Raw genomic sequence first — 18,620 nt, 5'->3', positions numbered from 1 at the left:
CCGAAAACTCGTATTTAATTCGTCATGGTTACGAACAAACGATCGGCCAAAGGGAGATTTGGAGGCTGGTCGTTGCCAGAGTTTGAGGAGCAAAAAGGGGAACCCTATGAAACCGCTCAAGACATTGATGATGACGGCAGGCGCCCTGGCGATGACGATTTCGCTTGCGGCAGCATCCGAACTGAAGATCGTCTGGTATGTCGACAACGACCAGGAAGAGGCGAACACGCGCGCCTTGCTCGATCAGTACACAAAACTCCACCCGGACACGACCTTCGACCTCGAGATCACCCCTTATGATGGGATGGTCCAGAAATTCCAGCAATATGCCGCCTCCGGCATCATGCCGGATCTGTCGCTCACCTCATCGATGGAGCCGGTCATCCGTCCGTTCCTCGTCGACCTCAAAAAGGAGATCGGCCCTGAATGGATCAACGACTTCGTCAAAGGTTGGGGTGATGGCGCCAAGCTCGACGACAAGGTCATCGCCGCGCCGTTGCGTGTGACCTCGACGGGCATCTTCCTGAACGTCGACGCCTTCAAGAAGGCCGGCGTTGCCGTCCCGGACCACGCGACCGGTTGGACGTGGGATGAGTTCGTTCCCAAGATCAAGGAAGTCGCAGAAAAGTCCGGTACTCGCTATCCGCTCGTCTGGGACGTTTCGGCAAGCCGCTGGATCGTTCATGAATATCAGTACGGAAACCACATCTACACGGAAAAGGAACCCGTAAAGGTCGTCATGGACGAGGCAGCGTGGACGAGCACGCTCGACAAGTTCATCGACATCACGAAGGCAGCAATGCCGCCCGGTCTCTGGTCCGGCGCGAGCTCCGACAATCCGAAGGAAATCTTCACAGCCGGTCAGGCCGTAGCCTATATGTCCGGAAGCTGGCAAATCGCCGGATTGGCGGATAACGCGCATTTTGCGTGGCAGGCTGGCCCGACGCCGCGGGGCACGGTCGCCTCGTCGATCTACGGAGGCGACTATATCGTGGCCTTCAACACGAGCCAGCATCTTCCGGAAGCGATCGATTTCATCAAATGGATCACCTCGCCGGAGATCCAGGGACAGTATGCCAAGACCTTCGGCATGATCCCGGCCAATATGAAGGCAGCAGCCGTCAAGTACGACAATCCGGCCGCGACCGAAGCGATCACGGCAATGCAGGCCGAGTTGAACGCCAGCCCTGCCTACGCTGCGACCGACCAGGCCTGGCCGCAGATGCAGGCCGTCTGGGGGACCGTGAAGACAGCCGTCACGCAGGCTGTTGCCGGTCAGGTCACCTCCGCCGAAGCCATATCGCAGATCAAGAAGGCAGCCGATGCCTCGCTTGAGGCTAGCAAGTGACGACGGGCATATTGGAAGACAGCCGTTCGGCACTGGGTCCCCACCCGGTGCCGAAAGGCCTGCGCGGCAGCCTGGCAAGCCTCGGGTGGCCCTACCTGCTCATGGTGCCGACAATGGCGCTCCTCGTTACCTTCACGCTCTATCCGCTGGTCCAGGGCCTCTTCATGGCCTTCTTCAAGCGGGGTGTGGTCGTCGTTCCGCAGGTGCCCAACACGCTGCCGCAATATGTCGGCCTGGATAACTTTATCGGGCTTCTGAGCAATGCCGATTTTCAGGTTTCATTGCTCAAGACCGTTCTTTTCGTGATCATCGCGGTTCCGCTGAACATTGTCGTCTCGTTGGCGCTGGCTCTGCTGCTGGCGCCACAGACCAGGCTGTTTGCCTTCGTCCGTACGATCGTCTTCTTCCCGTCAATGATCAGCCTGTTGATCATCGGCGTTGCCTGGCGATGGCTCTTCGGCCTCAATAACGGCCTTGTGAACTACCTGCTCTCACTGATCGGCTTCGCCCCGGTCCCATGGCTCGAACAGGACACGATGGCTCAGATCGCCGTCGTCATCGCTTGGGTGTGGGCGCAAGCCGGCTTTAATATGATGATCTTCATTGCGGGCCTGACCGCGATTTCCACTGATTACTACGAGGCGGCCTCGATCGACGGCACCAGCAAGTGGCGGCAATTCACCCATATCACCTTGCCGCTCTTAAAGCCGACGCTCGCTGTCGTCCTGGTCCTCTCCTCTATCGAGGCCTTCAAGGTCTACGAGCTCGTCGTATCGCTGACGGGCGGCGGGCCGGGCAAGGCAACGGTCTATCTCATACAGACGATCTACGACACCGCGTTCCAAAAGCCGATGCAGGCTGGCGTTGCGGCCGCCCAATCCGTGGTGCTGTTCATCATCCTGCTTTTCCTCACGATCTTCCAGTTGCGCGTATCGCGGAGCGAGAAATGACACGCATCTATTCTCCCTGGCGACTGGCCTTCGTCGTGCTGACCTTGTTCGTCTTCCTGATGCCGCCGATCTGGCTTTTCCTGTCTTCGTTGAAATCACAACAGGAGATCTTCCAGTGGCCGCCAACCATTTTGCCGGCCCAGCCGACCTTGCAGAATTTTGTCGACACGGTGTCGCGCGCGAAGTTCCTCATCTTCTTCCGCAATTCGGCCATTGTCTCCGTGCTCTCGGCGCTACTGTCCGTCACCATCAGCGTCATGGCTGGCTACGCGCTCGCGAAATTTCGGTTCAAGGGAGACACACTTTTCTTCCTGCTCATCATGTCGTCGTTGATGGTGCCGTTGCAGATCATCATGATCCCGGTCTTTCTGGTGCTGCGGGATCTCAATCTTCTCGACACGCTGGCAGGCATCATTATTGCGCCGGCGGCAACCCCGACCGGGGTCTTCCTCATGCGCCAATACATCACCAATATTCCTGACAGTCTTCTGGAGGCGGCACGACTCGACGGTACGCCGGAATGGCGGATCCTGTGGCGGATCATTGTTCCGCTCGCCATACCTGCGATCGGCACGCTGCTCGCCTTCAATCTCGTATGGCGCTGGAACGATTATCTTTGGCCGTTCCTGATCATCAGTGACCAGGACAAATGGACAGTCCAGGTCGCGCTTGCCAATACGGTCGGGCGCTTCGGTATCAACTGGCCGAGGCTGCTGTCGATGTCGGTGCTTTCGGTGCTGCCCGTGCTCGTCATGTTTACAGCCCTGCAGCGCATGTTGATGAGCGGCCTGATGGCGGGCGCAACGAAGGAATAGGGCCTGCTATATTCCATACTTCAAGGGCCGCCTTTCGGGCGGCCCTTTGGCATTTGCTCTTTCAAAAAAACCGCCTCGGTGGCGATCGGTCGCAAACCTCTAGCGGATCGCGTCCGGCAGCCTATCCTTGTAGGCAAGCGCGGCGGCGGCCGGCATGCTGCTCCATCCCTGAAGCAGCGAGCCGCGTCCCCAGGGGGGCGAGAAATATTCGACCGCTCCCATCCAGCCCTCTTCGAGGCAGGTCTCCCACCAGCGCAGGAGCGGGTAATCCGCGCCGTCCAGACCGTAGGCAAGCCGTTGCTCGGCATAGAGCCCGGAAAGATAGGGCCAGTCTGAGCCATTGTGGTAGCGATAGGCGAAATAGGATTTCTCACGCGTATCCTTGGGGCGCTTGAACGGCGGATAGGCGCAAAGCACGCCCCAGTCTCCGTAAGGCTGTTCGCCATTGTTGCGACTTTCCAGGATCTCCTGGACCTTGGCGAGAACGCCTTTCGCCCGCTCGGGAGAAACCGCCTTGAAGCGAAGCAGCGTCAGGCTGTCGAGCGTCAGATGGTCTTCGACGAAATCTGCCTTTGTCCCGTAGTCCGCGTAAGTGCCGCCCGGTTGCAGAAGCGCCTCGTCCAGCGAAGCACGCGCCTTTTGCGCCACGGCTGCCGCCTTCGACGCAAAGGCTTTGTCGAGCGCGGCGCCGTGCTTTGCGATGACGTCGAGGGCGCCGATCCACAGGCCGAGATCATAGGCGACATAACCGTGACGATAAACGTTGTCGGCCCAATCGCGGTCGTGCCGCGGCTTGATCGGCAAGCCTGTTCCGGTTTCGTCGAAGCTGCAGTAACGATTGAAGATCGCCACAACCTTATCCCAGTAGAGGGAAAGTGGCGAGCTGTCGCCGGTCGCATTGATGTAATCGCCGATCGTCAGAATGAAGAAGAGCGGGCTGTCGAAATGGTCGCTCCACCAATCGCCGGGTCGAAGGTGCTCCTCCTTGATCCGTGGATCTGTCACGCGTACCTTTTCCCATTCCTCGGCCTGTCCTCGTCCTGTCAGGATGACGCCGCTCGGCGCTTCGCCGTTGTCCTGCACCCCTCGTGCCAGAAGATCGATCTGGGCGCGGACGGCGCCCGGTTCCCGATCCAGGAGAGCCTGGAGTGTCCAATAGCCGTCCCGGTAATAGGTGCGAGCCGGCGCGCTGTAGGCCTGTCCGGCGGCAAGGCCGGCAAAGGCGCCGTGCTCGTCCTGTCTTATGCTCGAAAAGGCGGCGTGCAGGCTTTGCGAGATCATGCTGCGCATCAGAGCAGGCGCCTCGGGCATCGCGTCGCAACGCGTGACATAGGCATTGGCCTCGGCAATCAGTTTCGTCTGGTCGAGCTCAAGAGCTGCAAGCGCTTCCCCGATCGTCGCACCGGCCGTCACGAAGATGCCGTCAGGCCTTTGCTCCGCGATGGCGACGCCCCAGCCGGTGCGGGCAATGCGGCGACCCTCTTGCCGTTCGATGGGTTCGCGCTTCGTCGTCGTGCCCCACCATGCGCAGCGCCGGGCAGGGATGAAGGTCCGCAGCTTTGCACCTTTCAAGAAGAGCGCCGGTGCCGACTGCGCCACATAGAGCCCTCCACCATGCGCTTCCACGCGGTTCGGTGCATAAGTGAAAGGGGCGCTCCAGCCGGTGAACGTCAGATTGACGAGCTTGCCCGCGCCCCATAGCGAAAGCTCGATCCTACCTTCCGGTCGACAATCACCCTGCAGGCGCGGGGCCATGAACGGGACGAGCACCGGCGTCGACGAGCGAAGCTGTCCGTCGTCAAGCGGTGTCAGAACCTGTGATTTTGATTGTGCTGCACTCATCGGACGGCTTCCTGTTTTTCTACATTCTCAATTGCCGCATGGTCGGTCAGGCCGAGCATGAGCGCCCCGAGCATGCCGGCTTCAGGGCCGATCCCGGTTGCCTCGATACGTGTTTCAAACGGCAGCAACATCGGCATGTGACGCCTGACGGCATCGACAAACTCGCGACGCGAGCCTATGCCTCCGCCCAGCACGATGAGGGCGGGATCGAAGAGGGCCTGTACGGCGGCAAGGCCGACCGAGGCCGATTTCGCGAGCGTTTCGATGGCGGCGACAGCTTGCCCGTCTCCAGCCAAAGCGCGAGCGAATATCTCGGCGACCGGCAGGGTGCCATCGCCATAGAGGCTGCGCACTGCAGGCGAATCAACCTGATCCTCGAAGAGACCGGCGCGTGCCTGCGGCGCCGCCTGATGAGGATTGGGACCTAGCGGAAGAAAACCAAGTTCTCCTGCTCGTCCATGCCGGCCGCGGAAGAGTTTTCCACCGACGACCAGCCCCATGCCGACGCCGGTTCCGAAGGCGATAAATGCAAGCGAATCCTGATCCTGTCCTTTGCCGAGCGTGGCTTCGGCAAACGCCGCGAGGTTCACGTCGTTCTCAACCACGACCGGGCACGGGAGGGCACGTGCGAGCAACGCAGCGAGCGGCTGATCGGCCGGTATGGCCAAGTGAGGGGAAAGCGAAGCAAGCCCCGTTTCCGGCGAGACCGCCCCGGGTACGCCGACGACAGCCTTAAGCAACGGACCGCGTTCGCGATTTTCCTGCAGCAGCGACAAAATCATCCGTGGAATTTGCCGCAATACAGGAGCGTCCGCGCCATGTTCGGTCGGCTCTTCGGCCCTTGCTAGAATACGTCCCTGCAGATCGGCAAGCCCTACCAGGATCTTGGTGCCGCCGAGGTCGACGCCGGCGACCATGCCTTGAGATCCGCCCGCTTCGTCCGCGCGACGAGTGATTTTTGCCCGTCGCAAGCCAGATGCAATGGTTGAAATATTTGACAATTGCAGTCCTTTTGCGATATTTGTTCGGCAGGTTGACGAATTTATTATGGCCGCGCTTGCGGGCTGTCAACAAGCAGTTTGAAATCGGCGGGCTTTCATGGAAAAAGCAGAACACCGATACAACGATGAAGACGGATCTGGCGGGGTAGCTAGACGATGGTATTGACCGAAAACGCGCCGCCCGTGCTGCGACAGATTTCCGTGCGCGCGGTTATGGACGTGCTGCTCCATGCAGGCCCCACGTCGCGAGCCGAACTTTCAAAGATCACCGGCCTTTCAAAGCAGACGATGTCCGAGGTCATCAGGGCGCTGGAGGAAGCTGGCTGGGTTCGAGAAAAGGGCGTCACGAGCGGGCGCATTGGCCGCACAGCCATCACCTATGAGGTCAATGGGGATGCCGGCTATGCTGTCGGTATCGACATGGGCGCGACGACGACACGCATCGTGCTCGGCAATATCGTTGGGACCGTTGTCGGCGAAATCGAATATCCATCCGACCGTCGCGGCGGCTATCATCTGATTGACCAGGTGGAGGCGATGCTGTCGGACATGCTTGCAAAGATGGGCATTGCCAGGGACTTCGTCCTCGTGGCGGCGATAGCAACGCCGGGTGTCGTCGATCCCGCGACGGGCGCGCTCTCGATGGCACCGAACCTCGCCGATATCACCGATATCGATATTGGCAGGACGCTCAGCGAGAGGCTTGGCTGTCCCGTTGTTCTGGAAAACGACGTCAACGCCGCCGTCATCGGCGAGTCCTGGCAGGGATGCGCGACCGCAATCGATACTGTGGCCTTCATTTCGCTCGGGACCGGTATCGGGCTTGGCGTGCTTCAGGACGGCAAGCTGATGCGCGGCGCGAACGGAGCGGGTGGCGAGATTTCCTATATGCCGTTTGGCGCCGATCCCTATACGAAGGACAGCCTTGAACGAGGCGCGCTGGAATGCGCGATAGCGGCTAGGGGAATTAGCGAGCTCTACGAGCGTTCCGGGGGCAAGAAGGATACCTCCGTCCGGGACATCCTGGCCCTTGCCGAAGAGAACAATCCTGTCGCGGTCGAGGTGATCGGGAAAGTCTCGGACATTGCTGCGCTGCTGGTCGTCTCGGTCAATGCGATCGTCGATCCGAAGATAGTCGTTCTCGGTGGCAGCATCGGCCGCCATCCTCTCATTGCCGAAGGCGTCCGGCGCGGGATTGTCAAGGCGAGCCGTCGTGCCATCGATGTCGAGGCAAGTGTTCTTGGCGGGCGGGCAACGCTGGTTGGGGCCCTCGCAATCGGGCTGAACCACGTTCACAACCTGCTTTTCTCTCCCCAGACCCTGCCGGAGCAGCGGCGCTTGCCGCCGCCGCCGCTTTGATTGTCACGTAGATTTGTTCAACGCGACAACGCTGGCGGCACCGACGTGGTGGGCAAAAATGAGGGTTCCACCACCGATCAAGGTGATATTGTAGGGTCGGATATCCGAGAGGGACCCCGCTGGAAACCCGCGCCGGCGCGAGCTCTGATGAGATCAATTTATTGAAAATCCCGCCTGCAGGCGGAGAAAACCGACAATCGCTGCAACAGAAAATTACGTTCGTCATCTTGACGAACTAATTAGTTCCACGCAGACTATAGGGAACATGAGGGAGGATATCCGACTGCCGGTGCGCTCGCGGCTGCCTTCGGAAGGAACTCAAAAGGAATGGATTCATGGCCGGTCTGAAGTTGAACGATGTCAGGAAGAGCTTCGGCCATCATTCGATTCTCCATGGTGTCGATCTCGATGTGGACGAGGGCGAATTCGTCGTTCTGGTCGGCCCTTCAGGATGCGGCAAGTCCACATTGCTTCGTTTGATCGCCGGCCTTGAAAGCGTGAGCGGCGGGAAGATCATTATCGGCGACGATGACGTGACGGCATCGCCGCCGGGGGATCGCGGGATCGCGATGGTGTTCCAGTCCTATGCGTTGTATCCCCATATGACCGTTGCCAAGAATCTGTCCTTCGGCCTCGAAAACCTCACGATGAGTCGGGCCGAAATCGATCGGCGCGTGACGGAGGCGGCAAGAATGCTCGCCATCGAGCCGCTCCTCGACCGACGCCCGAAACAGCTCTCTGGCGGCCAGCGGCAACGCGTGGCGATCGGTCGCGCGATTGTCAGGAACCCCAAGCTCTTTCTGTTCGATGAACCGCTGTCCAATCTGGATGCTGCACTTCGCGTTCAGACACGTGGCGAGATCAGCCGTCTCCACAAACGGCTCGGCGCCACTATGGTCTATGTGACGCATGATCAGGTTGAGGCCATGACGATGGCGGACCGCATCGTCGTCCTCAATGCCGGACATGTCGAGCAGGTCGGTACACCGTTGGAACTGTTCGAGGCCCCCGCCAATAAGTTTGTCGCCGGCTTCATTGGCTCGCCGCAGATGAACTTCTTCGATGGCGTGCTTTCCGGGGCCGGTCCGGGTCATGTTGTCGTCGACGTGCCGGGTTTCGGCCGCCTGGACATTCCGGCACAGCAGGGAGAGGCGAGCGTCGGCGAACCTGTGATCCTCGGCGTCCGGCCGAGCCATTTCGAACTCGCCAAGGGCAGTGGCGGCGACGGTTATCCGATCGGCTTCGAAGTCGATTACGCCGAAAGCATCGGCACGGATACCTATGTCTATGGCACGGTGGAGGGCAGCGGGACTGCAACGATCGTCCACCTGCCTGATCATGTCGCGATCAAGGATCGAGCAGTCCTGCAGCTTGTGGTCCGACCTGCACGCCTTCATCTCTTTCGAGCCCAAACCGGCAATTCCATTACAAAACCGCCTGTCGCCGCCGCGACTGTCGTGAGCGCCGGAAATGTCGAGGCCTGAAACGCCCCGCCGTTCATAAGGCTGTTGCGATGAGGCGATCCGTCAGGAACAAAGCCTGCCGGTCTGCCGCCGACTGATCACACAATCCGGTTCGGTCTTGAAGTATCCGCACCAGCGTAGAGGGGTTTCCGACAGCATGCGGAAATCTTCGCCGGATTTCGGCCTCAATCGAGACCGAAGAAGCATGGTGAGAATTTAAATCGCAAGGATGCGGACGTGCGCATACTCCTGGTCGAAGATGATTACATTCTCGGCTCCTCGCTGAAACGTGCACTCGAGAAACACGCCTATGGCTTAGATTGGTTCCGCGATGCCGAGACGGCGCTCGACGCGCTGCGCGACAGCCAATTTGGATGCGTGATCCTCGACGTCAATCTTCCCAAGGCGAGCGGCTTTGATGTGGCCCGTTCGCTCAGGAGGGGAGGCAACGACGTTCCGATCCTGATGCTGACAGCGCTCGACAGCGTGCGCGACCGCGTCGCCGGCCTGGACGAAGGCGCGGACGATTACCTCGTCAAACCCTTCGACCTTGACGAACTGCTCGCCCGACTGCGTGCGCTGATCCGGCGACGGCAGGGCCGCACCGAAACAATCATTCGATGCGCCGACGTCGAGCTCGACCCTTCGGCCATGGTGGCCCGCCGAAATGGCGTACAGCTTCACATCCCCGCCAAGGAGTTCCATCTCCTGAGGCTCCTCATGGAGAGGAGCGGACGTTACGTCACGAAGAACGATATCGAGTATGCGCTCTACGACACGGATGTTTCGGTTGAGAGCAACACGATAGAAGTAACGGTCTATAACCTGCGCAAGAAGCTCGGTACTGATTTCATCCGATCGATCCGCGGCGTCGGTTACATGGTCGAGCGGCAGCAGTGACACTTAGCCAACGCCTTTTTCTCCGCATTCTCCCGACGCTCATCATCACGATCGCCATCGTTGGTATCTTCGCCTATCGCAGTGCTACGCGCGAGATCGACAATATCTACGATGCGCAGTTGATCAATGACGCCAACGTACTTTGGTCGTTGATGAAGCATCCCCTCACAAGATTGACGGCAAGACCGACGGTGCAGGTCCCGGATCTTGATTTCACCATGGACAACCAGCTTGCTCTCAACGAGGACGCGGACGACTATGCCGACGCCCATTCGTTTCGCGCCTGGAGGGGGTCAGCGTTGGCCTTTGCCAGCAGCAACGCCTTTCCTGATGAGGTCAAGCGGTTCTCGGCCGGTTTCACCGATGTGACCTATCAGAACGAGCTCTGGCGGGTCTATGCTCTGCCCATCCCGAATAGTGACGTGACGATCGAGGTCGCCGAAAAGATCATCCTTCGGGAAGGCCTCGTCGATAACATCCTTCTCAATCTCGCCTTTCCGCTGCTCATTCTTGTGCCGGTCAGTGCGATCATTATCTGGCTCGCCATCAATAACGGGCTTGCCAATGTCCGGGAGCTGGTCTCGCAGATCCGTGCCCGTACGCCGGATGACCTGTCGATGATCGCCACGAAAGCCCTGCCGCGGGATCTGGCGCCGCTTGTCCACTCGCTCAACAATCTTTTGCGAAAGCTTGGCCGCTCGCTGACGATGGAGCGGCGCTTTTCCGATCTTGCGGCCCATCAATTGCGAACGCCGCAGGCCGGCATCAAATTGCTCTTGCAAATGTTTGATCGTGCCGATTCCGATGAGGAGCGCGCGGCCCTGCTGAAGGACCTCGTGGTCAGCAACGAGCGCGCCATGCATCTCATAGAGCAGTTGCTGCGGCTTGCACGCGTCAGCCATCAACCGGTACAGCTGGAGGCGCTGCCGCTCCGCCAGATTGCGGCGGCAGCCCTGGCGGATTTCGGGGTCATCCTCAATCGCCGGGGTTTCCACGTCGGGCTCGTCGCAACCCAAGACCCGCAAGTCTTGACCGACCGTGCTCTGCTGCGTGTCATGATCGATAATGTCCTCGACAATGCGATCAAATATTCGCCCGCCGGCGGTCGGATCGAGGTCCGCATCGAACCCGGCTCGCGCGGATTTCGGCTCTGCATCGAAGACAGCGGCCCCGGTATCCCGCTCGAGCAGCGGGAGGCCGCCTTTCAGCGGTTCAACCGCCTCGACGCGCAAGCCGGGGAGGGTGCGGGACTGGGATTGCCGATCGTTGCCGATATCGGCAACCGTCTCGACATCGGGATCAGCCTCAGCACGCCTGCCTGGGGCTCCGGCCTGAAGGTGGACCTCGATATTCCTGCCGCATAAGCGGTCAATTCAGTTTCGCTTCATATTCGCCTCATCTCGCCTTCAGTTCGCGAGGCTAAATGCTTCTTCACAGTGAAGGAGCATGCGATGCAGGTGTTTTGCGATTTCGACGGGACCATATCCAAAGAGGACGTGACGGATCTCGTTCTGGACCGGTTTGCGCGCGCGGAGTGGCGCGAGATCGAAGATCAGTGGACCAACGGCAGGATCACATCCGCCCAGTGCATGCGCCGCCAGATCCAGCTGCTTCAGGCAAGACGCGAAGACATCGACGCATTTCTGGACACGATCGAAATCGACAATGCCTTTGGGGCTTTCAAGGCCTTCTGTGAGAAGAACGGGCTCGAACTCGTCATCGTCAGCGATGGTGTCGATCATTTTATCAGGCGGGTCCTTGCCAGGCATGGCCTGGATGACATTCGGATCATCGCAAACAGGCTGGTTTCTCGCCCGCACGTCGGCATGCCTGAATTCGATTTGGGCTTTCCATTCAAGGGCGCGAGCTGCACCGCCGGTGCCGGCGTGTGCAAGTGCGCCCAGGTGAGGCCGTCCGGCAACCATGTCTATATCGGCGACGGCCGCAGCGACTTCTGCGTCTCCCACGAGGGGCTGCTTGTCTTCGCCAAGGCCAAGCTTGCGGACTACTGCCGCGCGAATTGCCTTCCTTTCATCCCCTACAGCGGCTTCGCCGAAATCCAGGCGAGTGTCGCAACCATCCTTTCCAGCCCGTCACGGCAGCCTGTTGTACAGGCCGTGGCAAAAACTGCGTGAGAAGAGGACTTCATGCGTTCCAACCTGAAACTTGCTGCCAATGTGCACCCCACCGCCTCTGAAGACGAGCTGCGACAGCTCGAAGAGACCTATTGCTCCCACGGCGATACGGTTCATTACTCGCAGAAGCCGAAATTCTTCGAAAGCTGCGATGGTTCATTCGTCTTTGACGCGGCCGAAACACCATTTCTCGATCTCCAGATGTGGTATTCCGCCGTCAATTTCGGCTATCGCAACGAGCGTTTGAACAATGCCGCGCATCGGCAGCTGGATCGGTTGCCGCAGGTTGCTTCGCAATATCTCCATCGCGAAAAGGTCGAGCTCGCAGCGCTGATCGCTCGGGATGCCGAACATAAATTCGGTTCGAAAGGTCGCGTTCACTTCAATGTCGGCGGCTCGCAGGCAGTCGAGGATTCCTTGAAGCTCGTTCGCAACTATACCGGCGGCAAGAGCCTGATGTTCGCCTTCGAGGGCGGATACCACGGACGAACGCTCGGCGCGACGTCGATCACCTCGAGCTACCGCTATCGCCGGCGTTACGGCCATTTCGGCGAACGGGCCCAATTCATCGAATTCCCGTATCACTTTCGCGGACCGAAGGGCATGTCGAAGGAGGAATACGGGCACTATTGCGTCCAGAAATTCGCGCGGCTGTTTGAAAGTGAGTACAACGGCGTCTGGGATCCGAAGGCTGGAAAATCGGAATATGCCGCCTTCTACATCGAACCTATCCAGGGCACTGGCGGCTATGTCATTCCGCCGATGAATTTCTTCAAGGAGCTCAAGAAGGTCCTCGACGATCATGGCATCCTGCTTGTCGTCGACGAGATTCAGATGGGCGTCTATCGGACCGGAAAGCTCTGGTCGATCGAACATTTCGGCGTGTCGCCGGATGTGCTCGTCTTCGGCAAGGCAATCACCAATGGTCTTAACCCGCTTTCGGGCATCTGGGCCAAAGAAGAGATGATCAACCCGACGATCTTCCCGCCGGGCTCCACGCATTCGACCTTCGCCAGCAACCCGATGGGCACGGCCGTCGCTCTCGAAACGCTGAAGATGGTGTCTGAAACCGACTTCGGCGCGAGCGTGGTGGAAAAAGGCGCGCTCTTCCTCGAAGGCCTGAAGGAGCTGCAGTCGCGGCATCCTATCGTCGGTGATGTCGACGGCCTCGGCCTTGCCCTTCGGATGGAAATCTGCGGGCCTGACGGGTTCACTCCCGACAAGGCGACGCTCGACTGGATGTCCGACGAAGGCATGAAGGGTGATCTTGCGGTCGATGGCAGGAAATATGGATTGGTGCTCGACGTTGGCGGATACCACAAGAACGTCATCACCCTTGCGCCGAACCTGATGATCAGCCGCGAGGAGATCGAGCTTGCTATCTCGCTGCTCGATCAGCTTCTGACGCGCGCCGAGCGGAGATAGGACCTTGCAGCTCCTCCTTCTCCATCTTGATGATGCGTTGGAGTTGCAGCCAGACTTCGTGCATTCTTGCCAGATGGCCGGGGCGCACGAAGTCGACGACAAGGATAGCGGCCGCGCCATCAGGCTGTGGGGGCGCCGGCCGGACCTTGATACCGTCTGGCGCAACCTGGCGAAGGCCCGGCCCTCAACCGGTGAAGGCGCCCGCCTTTGTTTCATGGGATCGGGCGACTTCCATCATGTGACGGCTCTTCTTCTGTCACAGGCCCTCGAGAATAGCCGCAAAGCCGTCACCGTCATCCATATCGACAATCACCCCGACTGGGTGCATTTCGATCCCGGCATGCATTGCGGTTCGTGGGTCAACAAAGCGCTTGAACAGCCCCTGGTCAAAAAGGTGATAACCCTCGGCGTTTGCAGCCACGACCTCAGGTCACCGGAGCGCAAGGGCGCCAATCTGGTGCCGCTAGCCGACGGACGCCTTGAACTTTATCCCTATAAGCATCCGCCGAGCAAAGTGAAATCGCATTACGGTTCCGGCCCGAGTTTCAGCCAGATCGACGGAGCCCTGCACTGGCAATCGATATCGGAACTCGGCGAGAGCAATTTCCTCGACCGGCTTCTCGGCCGCATCCAAACCGAAGCGGTCTACGTCACGATCGACAAGGACGCTCTCTCCGACGCCGATGCCGTGACCAATTGGGATCAGGGCCGTATGCGGTTACCCTATGTCCTTTGGCTGCTCAGCGAGATCGGTGAACGGTACCATCTCATCGGAGCGGACGTGACCGGCGATTATTCGACGCCGTATTACGGCGGCGATCTCTACACGCGGACGATCAAGAAGGCAGAGGTGCTGATCGACCAGCCCTTCCGTCATCACGACATGAAGGCTGCCCGCAACATCAACAGTGCGGCAAACCACGCGCTGCTCGAAGTCCTGTCGGAGCTTATGGCATGACAACGGGACTGACAGCATGGACGTTCGCCATCATTGCCTTTTGCGTTCTTGCCGAAACCGGCCGTGAGTTGTGCTTCAAGCACGGCGCTGCAAGCGCGCTGCTCGAAACCCTGCAGAAACCGGTCATCTGGCTCGGGATCGTGTTCTGGGCGGTCGAACTGGTGATGTGGACGCGCGTGCTGGAACAGGTGGCGTTGTCGGTGGCCTTTCCACTGATGGCGCTGAGCTATGCGGCGATCGCTTTTGCAGGCGCCGTCATCTTCAAGGAAACCATCAACCTTCGCCACGCTCTCGGCATCGTCCTGGTGACGGCCGGCGTGGTCTGTGTCGGAGCGACGGGACTATGAAAATCTTCGCGCACACGAAATGGGATGTCATGCCGGTGCTTGCCGCGACAGCGCATCTGGCATTCAACATCTATCTGATTGCCGGCTTCTCAAGCCGGCCACTCTGGCTGTCGGCTGTGCTCGGCGCGGTCTATGCCGTGTCGATATCGTGGAACATCAACAGCATCTCGCACAACTTCATCCACACGCCGTATTTCAAGCCGAAGTGGATGAACTATGCATTCAGCCTGCTCGAATCCGTAACGATCGGCTTTTCGCAGGTCTATTATCACTGGGTGCATATGCGCCATCATTCCGGCAACAGCGACCGTCCCAATGAAAACGGCGAGACGGTCGACCTCCTGTCGATCTACAAGCACGGCAAGAACGGCGAGCCGGAAAACGTCTTCTCCTACACCTTTCTCAGCTTCTTCCGCGATGATCTCGGTGACATCCATCGGGCGATTGCGAAGAAAAGGCCGTTCGATGCGAGATGGGGGCGCATTGAACTCGTATCGTTCTTCGCCTTCGTCTTCCTCGCTCTTGTCTATGACTGGAGAGCGACGTTCTTTTTCCTGCCGTTTTATTATTTGGGGAACTGCCTGTCCTCCCTCAACGGCTACTATGAGCATCTGAACGGCGACCCCGATGTTCCAATTGCCTGGGGTGTCAGCAGCCATAACGGCTTCTATAACTGGCTCTGGTTCGGTAACGGCTACCACGCCGAGCATCACTACCGCCCTAAGATGCACTGGACGAAGCTCAGTACCTTTCATGAGCAGATCAAGCAGGAGCAGGAGGCGGCAGGCACGCATGTGATCAGCACCTGCCACGCGCTGGGTTTCATGGCGAAGGAAAACCGCCAGCAGGGAGAATTCCCGCATGTCGGCTGACAGTCTCTCCTTCTTTCTCGAGGGCACGAACGGCAAGGGCGTCATCCTTGTTCATGGGCTGACGGGAGCGCCGGCAGAAATGCGGCTTGTGGCAAGGCAATTCCATCGCCGCGGCTTCAGCGTCTATGCTCCCCTGCTGGCCGGCCACGGCGAAAACGAAGCGACGCTCCGCCGCTCGCGCTGGGAGGACTGGCTCGACAGCGTCGAAGCCGCGGCTGGCTGGCTTAGCGAACGCAGCGACACGGTCTTTGCCGCCGGAATATGCGTTGGCGGCAAGCTGGCGATGATGGCAGCCGATCGCAATCCCCTGTCGATCCGCGCCGTCGCTGTCTATTCGCCCTGCTTCCACTACGATGGATGGGACGTGCCCCGCTATTATTCGCTGTTTTCGCCGCACATTCGCTGGATCTCGCTTATCCCATTCATCGACCGGCTGAATTTTCGGGAGACGACGTCCCTCGGCATCAAGGACGAGCGCATGCGCCGCATGGTGGCCGGCATGACGGGCGAGGGCATGCTTGAAACCTTTCCGGGGCGTGGCCTGATCGAAATGCATGAGCTTGGCCGGACGCTGAAAGCCCGGCTTCCCGAGATCAAGACACCGACCTTGATCCTCCATTCGCGCGAAGACGATCTCAGTGGCCCCTCGCATGCCCTGTATATCGCATCGCACATCGGCGGCCGGCGGGAACTGCGCTGGCTCGACGACAGCTATCACATGATCCATCTCGATCGGCAGCACAGGCGGGTAGCTGACATGACGGCGGAATTCTTCGAGGCAGAATATGCAGCAGCAAGCGCTTAAAGTGCGGTCACCTGAAACGCAGGTCTCAAGCGATCCGACATCGGCAGTTGCGATGATCGTCCCGAGCATTCGCATGCTCGACCGCGATGCCTGGGATGCCTGCTTCCCTGGGGAGATCGAGACCTACGACTATCTGCTTGCGGTCGAGGAAGCCGGTATCGACGGATTCGAGTGGCGCTACGCGATCATGCGCGAAGGCGACGAGATTGTCGCCGCCATGCCGGCATTCCTTTGCCGCTATGCCCTTGAGACGACCCTGGAAGCTGGCAGGTTCCGCAGAACGGTGGAAGGTATCCGCCGCATCTTCAGCGGGTTCCTGACGCTCCGTCTTGCTTGCCTTGGCTCGCCCTGCACGGAGACTGCCTCCATCGGCTTTCATCCTGATATCGCGCAAGCCCGCCGGCCAAAGCTCTTTGCCGAACTTCTCAATGCTTTTGAGGCGCATGCGCGCATGGAAGGCTGCTCGCTTACAGCGCTTAAGGATCTGCCCCACCCCATCCCGTCCGGTCTGGAGCCGGTCCTGGCGGCAAGAGGGTACGCCGAGATCGGTGGACTGCCGACGGCATGTCTGGACATCGGATTCGACACGATCGACGCCTATTTCGCCGCACTGTCCTCGGCGACCCGCAAGGATATGCGGCGGAAGCTGCGGAGCCGGCAGGAGGTACGGATCGAGTATCGCAAGGATTTCAATGATCTTCTGCCGCGCGTTATGCAGCTCTATCGCGAGACTCGCGAGCGGAGCGGATTACAGTTCGAAGAACTGACGCCGGCCTATTTCGATGGTGTACTGAAGGGTATGCCGGGGCGGTCCTTCTGCGCGATGTATTTTGTGGGGGACGACCTGCTTGCTGCCAATTTGCTGATCCATGACAAGGACAGGTTGATCGACAAATTCTTCTGCATGGATGGCCAGAAGGGCAGGTCCCACAACCTCTATTATCTCAGCTGGTGCACCAATCTCGAATATTGTCTCAATCACGGGATTGGCCGCTATCAGAGCGGGCAGGCCTACTATCGCAACAAGGTTCGGCTCGGAAGCCGCTTGACGGCAAATGCGATGTATTTTCGCCATTCCAATCCACTGCTGCAATTCGCTCTCAAAATGATGTCGCCGCTGTTTGCGGCCGATGATGGCGGCGAGGTGACGGCGTGAGAGCGTTGCGGCCGATCTGGCTAATGGTGCCGCTTCTAAACATGGCGCAACAGATATTGCTGAAGCAGAGCGCTATCGATGCAGACAGAGCCGGCGGAACCTGGCTGATCGACATTTTGTCGTCACACTGGTTCCTGGCGGCGATTGGCGCTGAGATCGTTTGCTTTGCCATCTGGATGACCGTTCTCTCCGAGCTCGATCTCAGCAAGGCCTTCCCGCTCTCGGCCATCAGCTATGTCCTCATCATGGGCGTTGCCTGGATCGTCTTCGACGAGCCATTGCCGCTGCTTCGGCTCGCAGGCAGCCTTCTGGTCCTGGCCGGCGTCTGGCTGATCGCAACAGCGTCGAGACCTGCCGGCTGAGCGGTTGAGCTGCGGAATTCAGAAGCTGACGCTGAACGCCTTGGCGAGGGAGATGCCGATTACATTCTGGTTCTCGCTGCCGAGCTTCGAGGTGATCGGGCTGTCGGCAGCATCTCCCGTGAGGCGATCGAAGCGATCATAAATCTGCAGCGTTATGGTCGGGGTCACATCATAGGCGGCGGAGACCGTGAAGCCTACCGACTTCAAGCCGCCCTTGGCATCGAAGGAGGATAGAGAGCCATTCTGCAATGCTTCACTTGACGAAATACCGAAATACTCTCGCATATAGGCGCCGTTGCCGAACGAGGCGCGGGGGCCTGCAGAGAGCAGCCATCTGTCACCGAGCCGCTGGAACCAATCGGCGCCGATATCGATGACGAGACCGCTGCCGTTCGATATGGCCTGCCGGATTTCGGAGCGGAATCGAAGCTGATTGGGGATCGCCCAATATTGTACAAAAACACCGGCATCGATGTCCCAATCCACCGAGTGGATGCCTTTCAAGCGGCTATCATCGGATTGCGAACGGCTGTCGCGAATGCCGACCACCGGACCCGCTTCGAAGCGGCCGAGATCGATAAGGCCATAATCGATATTGTCGTCCGGCGCGCTATTTTCGTCCGGCTCGTCGAAGCGCCTGATGTCGAAAGAGGGTAATGCGCTGAAGCTATCATGCTTCGAGCCCGGAAATTTGGGGCCATACTCGACACTCGCGCCCAAAGTCACGATCCAGGTGCCGGAATCAGGCTGGTTGGATGCGTCTTTCCTGTCAGCGGCAGTCGCCAGTGACGCGGTTGACAGCACGCCCAAGGCCGCAGAAAAAAGCGTAAGCCTCTTGGCTTTCGTTCTCAACGAGATTGATCTCCGGGTAAAGCATCGCCC

General features: G+C 59.3%; 18 protein-coding genes. 15 read left to right on the top strand and 3 right to left on the bottom strand.

What is annotated here, in order from left to right:
- Window positions 1–106 precede the first annotated feature (106 nt).
- From FHX06_RS19865 to FHX06_RS19855, 3 genes are read left to right on the top strand one after another with little or no spacing between them, the layout of a single operon-like run.
- A complete protein-coding gene (locus FHX06_RS19865; RefSeq protein ID WP_018114659.1) occupies window positions 107–1,348 on the top strand; it encodes an ABC transporter substrate-binding protein in 1,242 nt (413 codons plus the stop codon).
- Window positions 1,345–2,298, top strand: a complete 954-nt coding sequence (locus FHX06_RS19860; protein WP_183880563.1) for a carbohydrate ABC transporter permease — start codon at window positions 1,345–1,347, stop codon at window positions 2,296–2,298. Before FHX06_RS19865 ends, FHX06_RS19860 begins: the two co-directional genes overlap by 4 nt.
- Window positions 2,295–3,113, top strand: a complete 819-nt coding sequence (locus FHX06_RS19855) for a carbohydrate ABC transporter permease (RefSeq protein ID WP_018114657.1) — start codon at window positions 2,295–2,297, stop codon at window positions 3,111–3,113. The genes FHX06_RS19860 and FHX06_RS19855 overlap by 4 nt, the downstream gene beginning before the upstream one ends.
- Window positions 3,114–3,212: 99 nt before the next feature.
- On the opposite strand, the gene FHX06_RS19850 is transcribed toward FHX06_RS19855, so the two are convergent.
- Together FHX06_RS19850 and FHX06_RS19845 are read right to left on the bottom strand one after the other, a co-directional pair.
- A complete protein-coding gene (locus FHX06_RS19850; RefSeq protein WP_183880561.1) occupies window positions 3,213–4,955 on the bottom strand; it encodes a GH116 family glycosyl hydrolase in 1,743 nt (580 codons plus the stop codon).
- Window positions 4,952–5,872 carry an ROK family protein gene (locus tag FHX06_RS19845; RefSeq protein ID WP_113147751.1) on the bottom strand — a complete coding sequence of 307 codons (921 nt, stop codon included), beginning with the start codon at window positions 5,870–5,872 and terminating at the stop codon, window positions 4,952–4,954. Before FHX06_RS19845 ends, FHX06_RS19850 begins: the two co-directional genes overlap by 4 nt.
- A gap of 240 nt (window positions 5,873–6,112) precedes the next feature.
- On the opposite strand from FHX06_RS19845, the gene FHX06_RS19840 reads away from it, so the two are divergent.
- From FHX06_RS19840 to FHX06_RS19785, 12 genes are all read left to right on the top strand, one after another.
- Entirely contained in the window at window positions 6,113–7,315 is a 1,203-nt protein-coding gene (locus tag FHX06_RS19840; RefSeq protein ID WP_113147752.1) for an ROK family transcriptional regulator, read from the top strand.
- 335 nt (window positions 7,316–7,650) lie between these two features.
- Window positions 7,651–8,799: an ABC transporter ATP-binding protein gene (locus tag FHX06_RS19835; RefSeq protein ID WP_183880559.1), complete on the top strand. Its 1,149-nt coding sequence runs from the start codon at window positions 7,651–7,653 to the stop codon at window positions 8,797–8,799.
- A gap of 216 nt (window positions 8,800–9,015) precedes the next feature.
- Window positions 9,016–9,678 (top strand): response regulator transcription factor, encoded by a 663-nt coding sequence (locus FHX06_RS19830; RefSeq protein WP_112542573.1) that lies wholly within the window; start codon window positions 9,016–9,018, stop codon window positions 9,676–9,678.
- A complete protein-coding gene (locus FHX06_RS19825) occupies window positions 9,675–11,042 on the top strand; it encodes an ATP-binding protein (protein WP_018114651.1) in 1,368 nt (455 codons plus the stop codon). Before FHX06_RS19830 ends, FHX06_RS19825 begins: the two co-directional genes overlap by 4 nt.
- 87 nt (window positions 11,043–11,129) lie before the next feature.
- Window positions 11,130–11,813 carry an MtnX-like HAD-IB family phosphatase gene (locus FHX06_RS19820; RefSeq protein WP_113212830.1) on the top strand — a complete coding sequence of 228 codons (684 nt, stop codon included), beginning with the start codon at window positions 11,130–11,132 and terminating at the stop codon, window positions 11,811–11,813.
- A 12-nt stretch (window positions 11,814–11,825) separates the two neighbouring features.
- Window positions 11,826–13,238: an aspartate aminotransferase family protein gene (locus FHX06_RS19815; protein ID WP_113116508.1), complete on the top strand. Its 1,413-nt coding sequence runs from the start codon at window positions 11,826–11,828 to the stop codon at window positions 13,236–13,238.
- Between the two features lie 4 nt (window positions 13,239–13,242).
- On the top strand, window positions 13,243–14,196 hold the full coding sequence (locus tag FHX06_RS19810) for an arginase family protein (protein WP_112542570.1): 954 nt from the start codon (window positions 13,243–13,245) through the stop codon (window positions 14,194–14,196).
- Window positions 14,193–14,543: an EamA family transporter gene (locus FHX06_RS19805; protein WP_112542569.1), complete on the top strand. Its 351-nt coding sequence runs from the start codon at window positions 14,193–14,195 to the stop codon at window positions 14,541–14,543. The genes FHX06_RS19810 and FHX06_RS19805 overlap by 4 nt, the downstream gene beginning before the upstream one ends.
- Window positions 14,540–15,415: a fatty acid desaturase family protein gene (locus FHX06_RS19800; RefSeq protein WP_113212829.1), complete on the top strand. Its 876-nt coding sequence runs from the start codon at window positions 14,540–14,542 to the stop codon at window positions 15,413–15,415. Before FHX06_RS19805 ends, FHX06_RS19800 begins: the two co-directional genes overlap by 4 nt.
- Complete coding sequence (locus FHX06_RS19795; RefSeq protein WP_112542567.1) at window positions 15,405–16,220, top strand: alpha/beta hydrolase; 816 nt, start codon at window positions 15,405–15,407, stop codon at window positions 16,218–16,220. The genes FHX06_RS19800 and FHX06_RS19795 overlap by 11 nt, the downstream gene beginning before the upstream one ends.
- Window positions 16,201–17,376, top strand: coding sequence for a GNAT family N-acetyltransferase (locus tag FHX06_RS19790; protein WP_113213255.1), 1,176 nt, complete (start codon window positions 16,201–16,203; stop codon window positions 17,374–17,376). The genes FHX06_RS19795 and FHX06_RS19790 overlap by 20 nt, the downstream gene beginning before the upstream one ends.
- Window positions 17,373–17,738: an EamA family transporter gene (locus FHX06_RS19785; protein WP_409564427.1), complete on the top strand. Its 366-nt coding sequence runs from the start codon at window positions 17,373–17,375 to the stop codon at window positions 17,736–17,738. The genes FHX06_RS19790 and FHX06_RS19785 overlap by 4 nt, the downstream gene beginning before the upstream one ends.
- Before the next feature lie 18 nt (window positions 17,739–17,756).
- Here FHX06_RS19785 and FHX06_RS19780 read toward each other — a convergent pair whose 3' ends face one another.
- Complete coding sequence (locus FHX06_RS19780; protein ID WP_183880557.1) at window positions 17,757–18,590, bottom strand: MipA/OmpV family protein; 834 nt, start codon at window positions 18,588–18,590, stop codon at window positions 17,757–17,759.
- Between the last annotated feature and the right edge of the window lie 30 nt (window positions 18,591–18,620).

Origin of the sequence: Rhizobium sp. BK512, assembly GCF_014194915.1 — a bacterium.
Taxonomy (GTDB): domain Bacteria; phylum Pseudomonadota; class Alphaproteobacteria; order Rhizobiales; family Rhizobiaceae; genus Rhizobium.
The sequence above is the reverse complement of the archived record's forward strand: the minus strand, read 5'-3'. Positions and strand labels throughout refer to the sequence as shown.

Excerpts from the sequence above, each read along its gene's own strand:
- FHX06_RS19865 (WP_018114659.1), top strand. The coding sequence starts at position 107 with ATGAAACCGCTCAAGACATTGATGATGACGGCAGGCGCCCTGGCGATG.
- FHX06_RS19790 (WP_113213255.1), top strand. The coding sequence starts at position 16,201 with ATGCAGCAGCAAGCGCTTAAAGTGCGGTCACCTGAAACGCAGGTCTCA.
- FHX06_RS19855 (WP_018114657.1), top strand. The coding sequence starts at position 2,295 with ATGACACGCATCTATTCTCCCTGGCGACTGGCCTTCGTCGTGCTGACC.
- FHX06_RS19845 (WP_113147751.1), bottom strand. The coding sequence starts at position 5,872 with ATGGTCGCCGGCGTCGACCTCGGCGGCACCAAGATCCTGGTAGGGCTT.
- FHX06_RS19795 (WP_112542567.1), top strand. The coding sequence starts at position 15,405 with ATGTCGGCTGACAGTCTCTCCTTCTTTCTCGAGGGCACGAACGGCAAG.
- FHX06_RS19835 (WP_183880559.1), top strand. The coding sequence starts at position 7,651 with ATGGCCGGTCTGAAGTTGAACGATGTCAGGAAGAGCTTCGGCCATCAT.
- FHX06_RS19805 (WP_112542569.1), top strand. The coding sequence starts at position 14,193 with ATGACAACGGGACTGACAGCATGGACGTTCGCCATCATTGCCTTTTGC.
- FHX06_RS19815 (WP_113116508.1), top strand. The coding sequence starts at position 11,826 with ATGCGTTCCAACCTGAAACTTGCTGCCAATGTGCACCCCACCGCCTCT.
- FHX06_RS19800 (WP_113212829.1), top strand. The coding sequence starts at position 14,540 with ATGAAAATCTTCGCGCACACGAAATGGGATGTCATGCCGGTGCTTGCC.
- FHX06_RS19840 (WP_113147752.1), top strand. The coding sequence starts at position 6,113 with ATGGTATTGACCGAAAACGCGCCGCCCGTGCTGCGACAGATTTCCGTG.
- FHX06_RS19820 (WP_113212830.1), top strand. The coding sequence starts at position 11,130 with ATGCAGGTGTTTTGCGATTTCGACGGGACCATATCCAAAGAGGACGTG.
- FHX06_RS19850 (WP_183880561.1), bottom strand. The coding sequence starts at position 4,955 with ATGAGTGCAGCACAATCAAAATCACAGGTTCTGACACCGCTTGACGAC.